9 protein-coding genes and 1 pseudogene are annotated in these 4,910 nt (G+C 34.8%); all 10 read left to right on the forward strand.

Features of this window, described 5'->3' with window-relative positions; genetic code table 11:
• Positions 1-331 (forward strand): hypothetical protein (locus tag MBO_RS10085; protein WP_052585391.1); only part of this gene is annotated, 331 nt, incomplete at its 5' end.
• A gap of 26 nt (positions 332-357) precedes the next feature.
• Entirely contained in the window at positions 358-597 is a 240-nt protein-coding gene (locus MBO_RS10090) for a toxin C-terminal domain-containing protein (RefSeq protein WP_227512559.1), read from the forward strand.
• Positions 598-599: 2 nt separating this feature from the next.
• Complete coding sequence (locus MBO_RS07990; RefSeq protein WP_036366543.1) at positions 600-1,157, forward strand: hypothetical protein; 558 nt, start codon at positions 600-602, stop codon at positions 1,155-1,157.
• 175 nt (positions 1,158-1,332) lie between these two features.
• Positions 1,333-1,506: pseudogene (locus tag MBO_RS10260) on the forward strand (VENN motif pre-toxin domain-containing protein); the annotation flags it as partial.
• 466 nt (positions 1,507-1,972) lie between these two features.
• Positions 1,973-2,341, forward strand: a complete 369-nt coding sequence (locus MBO_RS08000; RefSeq protein ID WP_052585392.1) for an HNH endonuclease signature motif containing protein — start codon at positions 1,973-1,975, stop codon at positions 2,339-2,341.
• Positions 2,338-2,826: a hypothetical protein gene (locus MBO_RS08005; protein WP_036366545.1), complete on the forward strand. Its 489-nt coding sequence runs from the start codon at positions 2,338-2,340 to the stop codon at positions 2,824-2,826. Before MBO_RS08000 ends, MBO_RS08005 begins: the two co-directional genes overlap by 4 nt.
• A gap of 48 nt (positions 2,827-2,874) precedes the next feature.
• Positions 2,875-3,066 (forward strand): GH-E family nuclease, encoded by a 192-nt coding sequence (locus MBO_RS10340; RefSeq protein WP_036366547.1) that lies wholly within the window; start codon positions 2,875-2,877, stop codon positions 3,064-3,066.
• A 153-nt stretch (positions 3,067-3,219) separates the two neighbouring features.
• A complete protein-coding gene (locus MBO_RS08015; RefSeq protein ID WP_227712708.1) occupies positions 3,220-3,606 on the forward strand; it encodes an ankyrin repeat domain-containing protein in 387 nt (128 codons plus the stop codon).
• On the forward strand, positions 3,588-4,466 hold the full coding sequence (locus MBO_RS10100) for a VENN motif pre-toxin domain-containing protein (RefSeq protein ID WP_406812853.1): 879 nt from the start codon (positions 3,588-3,590) through the stop codon (positions 4,464-4,466). Before MBO_RS08015 ends, MBO_RS10100 begins: the two co-directional genes overlap by 19 nt.
• Positions 4,467-4,474: 8 nt before the next feature.
• Positions 4,475-4,843 carry a hypothetical protein gene (locus MBO_RS08025; protein ID WP_036366549.1) on the forward strand — a complete coding sequence of 123 codons (369 nt, stop codon included), beginning with the start codon at positions 4,475-4,477 and terminating at the stop codon, positions 4,841-4,843.
• Positions 4,844-4,910 lie beyond the last annotated feature (67 nt).

A 4,910-nucleotide genomic window follows, 5' to 3' on the forward strand; every position in this document is an offset into this window, starting at 1 on the left:
AAGCTTCGCCCTACTCTATGACTTTGATGTGGATACCGCAGCGAATGAAGCTGGGGTGGCGGTGGAGAATAATAGCTTAAGAGCTGTTGTTCAGACTGTCAAAATAGCAGGAAAGCTCGTCAAAGTTGCTGTAAAGAATAGCAAGGTTACAATTAAAGACCTTAAAGATGTGTTAAGAAAAGAAGGTTTTGATATTGTTGATGATTTAATTACTTTAGCAGATGGTCAATTAACATTTGATGATGCAAAAGCCATTATTGATTTGGTTGTGGGTACGAATTTAAACAATCGTCAAGAAAAAATTGATATGATTGTTAAAAAAGAGGTTTAAATACAAATCCTTACTCGTTTAGTGATTTGGAAAAAATTGCTTCTAAATTTGGATATGAAAGTAAAACAATTGGTGGAGTTAAGTTATTTTATAACAAAAAAGGAAACCCTAAATACCTTATACGTTCAAATACAAGCCATAGTGGGGATGTTTTTAAGGGAGTAAACGATGAAAGATCAGCAATAAATATAGCATCTAGAGGCAGTAGTAAGACTGGTGAAAGATTGGGTAGTTATAATATCCATTTAGAAAGAGTAGGAGATTAGCAGTGTTTAATTTTTATAACATATCTAGATTTAAACCTGATTATAACTTCTCAGGCAAGGTTTGGAATGACATTTCTGATGTTATAAAATGCAAAAATGACGATATACTAAGTCACTATTTGTGGTTAGAAAAGCAACATGTAAAATTTATTAATATGTTTATAAATTATTTCTCAGTAGATAGATTAGGATATGCAATATTTCTTGAAGACTTGAAAAAAATCTCTAGTGACTATTTTTTCGATATGGAAGAACCTATAGAAAGAATCAATAATTTAAGTCGTTATAATTTAAAAATATTAAATACAAATGATTTGAATTTTTTATTAAAGTCTTGGGTTCGTGGTTTGTGTTATTTGCATTTTTTTGATACCTTGACAGGTAGTTTTATAAGGAAGACGGATGATTTTAATTTTCTATTAATGTTACATAAAAATTATAATATTGACGAAATTTTTAAACCTACAAAAGGAGTATTTGTTTCCGTTGATATGGATGTAATTAGTTATGACGCTGTTTTAATGCCAAAAAATTATGGTGAATTTTTGTTAAAAATTTAATGTTAAAACCCTTAGTCTAAGCTAATAGCAGCACAATTCAGAATTTATGGAAAAATGTTTTGAAATTTTTGGTTTTTGTAAGAATGGCTCAACCTAAAGCCTAACAAGCTGTCTATCTGCCAAAGCGGCAGGAAATCGTTGTGAAGCAGGCAGCATCGGTGCTGTCGTTGGTGAGATGTGGGGTGATTATCAAGTAGATGACCCAAACACCCTAACCCAAGCACAAAAAGACAAACTCATAAGCCAAGCCAAACTGATTGCAGGCATCGCTGCCGCTTATGCTGGTGAAGATGTCAATGTGGCTGCTAGTGTGGCAGCGGAGGCGGTGGAGAATAATGCTTTTGCAGAGATGTATCCCAATGAATGGGATGAAATCGTAAATGATACTGACGGCTCTTACAGTCTTGAGTTGTATGAAGCCATCAGTCGTAACAAGCAGTACATCTTAATCGGCACCAGCTTTATTCCCATTGTCGGTGACATACAAGGCTTTGCAGAGGCCAAAACTGCTGGTGATTATGTTTTTGCAACCATAGGTCTTATACCTGGTTTGGGGGATGTAGCTCAAAAAGCTCATAAAGCAAAAAAAGCTTATGATACTGCCAAATCCGCCAATGATGTGAAGGGCATGAAAAGTGCCATTCAAGAGGGTGTGGATGTTTTAAAGGCAGAAGGAAGAGCGACAAAAATTAATGGTGCTCAGGTTACTAAAAAATTGGAGCGTGGAGAGATAACTCCCACTGGCACATTACCATCACCAAAAAAAAGCAAGTGAGCGACGAAGTAGTCCAGGAAAAGCATTTTCATCAACGAGTTTGCAAGAATTAAAAATCGGAGAGAGTTTGTTTAAAGGTGGCAACTCCGCTCCCGTGCCAAAACAAGTAGCTGATAAATTATCAGGGAGAAGTTTTAGCAATTTTGATGAATTTAGAAGTGCTTTTTGGAAAGAAATGGCTAATGACCCTGCAGTTGCTCAAAATTTTAACCCACAAAATCTAGCCCTTATGAGACGAGGTAATGCTCCAATTGCTCCAAAATCTCAGTATAATGGCAATAACAAAAGATATGAGTTAGACCATAACATAGAAATCAGAGATGGTGGTACAATTTACAATCTTGATAATATTATTATCAGAACTCCCAAAGATCATGCTGATAAAACAAGTAAGAGAGGTAAAAAATGAGTAATCTAAATGCAGAAAAAATCATCAAAGCAAAGTCTTTAATACAAGAATTGTTAAATGCTGAAAGTTCAGAAGACAGAGAGAATGATATTATGCTTGAATTGGATGACATATTGCCAGACCCAAAATGGAGTGGCTATATCTTCTGGACTAACGACTATTGCACAAAAGAAAATGGACTAGATTATGAAAAATTTTTCCAAAAAATAGAAGAATACGAACTTTCTGATGAGTATAAGCGAAATAAATATATTATCTCGTTGGTCAATGATTTATTAAATAAAAATTTTAACAACAAATTGGAAATGGATATTGTTAATGAGCTTCGCAAGTTAATCCCAAATGAAGATTGGATTGATTGCCTATTTGTCAGCAAATCTTGTTTTTTGGAAAATGGACAGCTTGATGAAAAAGAATTTTTGAAATCCATGGGATTGATTGAGTTTGATGAATCTAACTTAGTATTCCATTTTGAGCACAATTAAGTTTGATATACTCGCAGGCTGTAGATTTTTAATAAATACAGATGATTAGTGTTAGTTGCAGAGCAAACAGGTCTGACCCAAGCTCAATTTAATGACTTTGTTAATTCTCGTCCTGATTATTTCAGACTTGAAAACGCATCGGATAATATGGGTCATTACAATGAGAAACCTGGCAGCGATGATTTGGGTGAAATCATTAGACATATGAATCAATTTAAACGCAAAAGAGGTATTAGATGATGAGTTATGATATGAGCGGTGTGGAGATTTTAGATGCATTATGTTTAGGCAATATTACTCTTGCTGAAAATTTATTAAAACAACACCCCCAACACAACTTATCCACTGTCAATAGAGATAAAAAAAAATTGGCTTCACAAAGTCACGGATTCTATGAATCCTGATGAGCCACCACCTGTCACCATCAGCTATCTTATCAACCAAGGCATTCCTATCAGCGCCCAAGATGTTTATGGTATGACCCCATTACACTATGCCATGCGGTCAAAGAATGCTGATGCTGCTATCGCCTTGCTGGAGGCAGGGGCTGACCCTAATATTCCTAATAAAGATGGATTGAGACCTTTATCCATGGTTGGCTATACCAAAGATAGGTTGGATGTACTTGAACTGATGCTCAAAAAAGGTGGCAATGTTCATAACATTATGGGCGATGGCTCTAATAGAACCATTTTGGAAAGTTGGTTGCCAACAGAAAATGAAGAGCAATGGGTGTTTGATATCTATAATTTAATGAAAAAATATGCTCAAAATTTTTAGCAGCTGATAACAACAACACCCTAAGCACCGCTCGCCTTGCCGCAGGCAGCTTCGCCCTACTCTATGACTTTGATGTGGATACCGCAGCGAATGAAGCTAGGGTGGCGGTGGAGAATAATGCGTTAAAGCAGTCGGATGTTAATGAATTAATAAGGTTGATCAACGCCACCAAAAGAAGAGGATTGTCCGATGCTGAACTTGATGAAAAAATGCGCTACTTTGGTAGTTTGGCAGCCAAATGGGCAAATGATAACTATCAAGAAATATTACACTGTCAAAACAACCCAACAACAGGTTGTTTAAATAAAATTAAGCATGACTACAGCAATGTAAAATTTAACGAATTAAAAGATGAATTTCATGAATACCCTGAAATACAAAGAAGTCTAACAATCTATCAAAGTCGCAATAATCATGTAGTAAACTGCAATTCGTCATACCCTGCAGACTGTATTATCATACAAGGTGGTATAGAAGTTGTTCATTCGGGTATTGCTTCGGCGACTGGTCGCGTTAATAGAGCTAGCTTTTCAAGTTCTCGACAAACACCCCAAAACAATACCAATCGAATAATCGACCAAAATCAAATTCTTGGTAATATAATATCCGATGCCAAAAAAGGGAGGGTCACAAAAGGTAGGACTGACCAATACGAAAAAGATGGTGGTCTTTTACAAGCAAATAGAGAATTTGATTTATTGGAACTGAGCAATGTTAGACCAATAAATAATCTTGGTAGGATTGGTCAGATGAAAGATGGAACCAAAGTGATTGTAAGAAATAGAAGTTCTGATGGTAGACCTACATTAGAGATTCAATCTCAGCCAAGAAAAATTGAAATTAGATACAATACTGATTAGGATTAAAAATGAATATATGGCAAGATATTACCCCTTTGATAAATATTAAATTTGGAAATCTTGAAACTATACAAGTCATAGATGATGTTTTGTATATAAAAATTGATTCTAATTCACAGAAAATGATAATTTCTTTTAGGAGTTTTTTAAGTTATCAATTGACTTTTGAAAGCTATGCTTTAAAAATATTGAGTGAGCATAATTTGGATGGTAAATCTTGGATGTTTAAATCAGAAAAAGGTGATTTTTATGATTGGTTTAATAATCAAAATTATGGTATCTATGCTGAAAATATAAGCACCTATCGATTAATATTTTTTCATCACATTGTTGAGGTTTTAAGCGATTCATTTCCTGAAATTCAAGAAAGCTCGTAGGCTGGGTTAGCGATAGCGTAACCCAACATTTATGATGTAACTCATTGATTTTGTTGGGTTTCGAAAG

The organism is Moraxella bovoculi 237 (genome assembly GCF_000696305.2).
GTDB lineage: Bacteria > Pseudomonadota > Gammaproteobacteria > Pseudomonadales > Moraxellaceae > Moraxella > Moraxella bovoculi.

What these genes read in the sequence shown, in the direction of transcription:
- MBO_RS08005 (WP_036366545.1), top strand. Translation starts at nt 2,338, where the DNA reads ATGAGTAATCTAAATGCAGAAAAAATCATCAAAGCAAAGTCTTTAATA.
- MBO_RS08015 (WP_227712708.1), top strand. Translation starts at nt 3,220, where the DNA reads ATGAATCCTGATGAGCCACCACCTGTCACCATCAGCTATCTTATCAAC.
- MBO_RS08025 (WP_036366549.1), top strand. Translation starts at nt 4,475, where the DNA reads ATGAATATATGGCAAGATATTACCCCTTTGATAAATATTAAATTTGGA.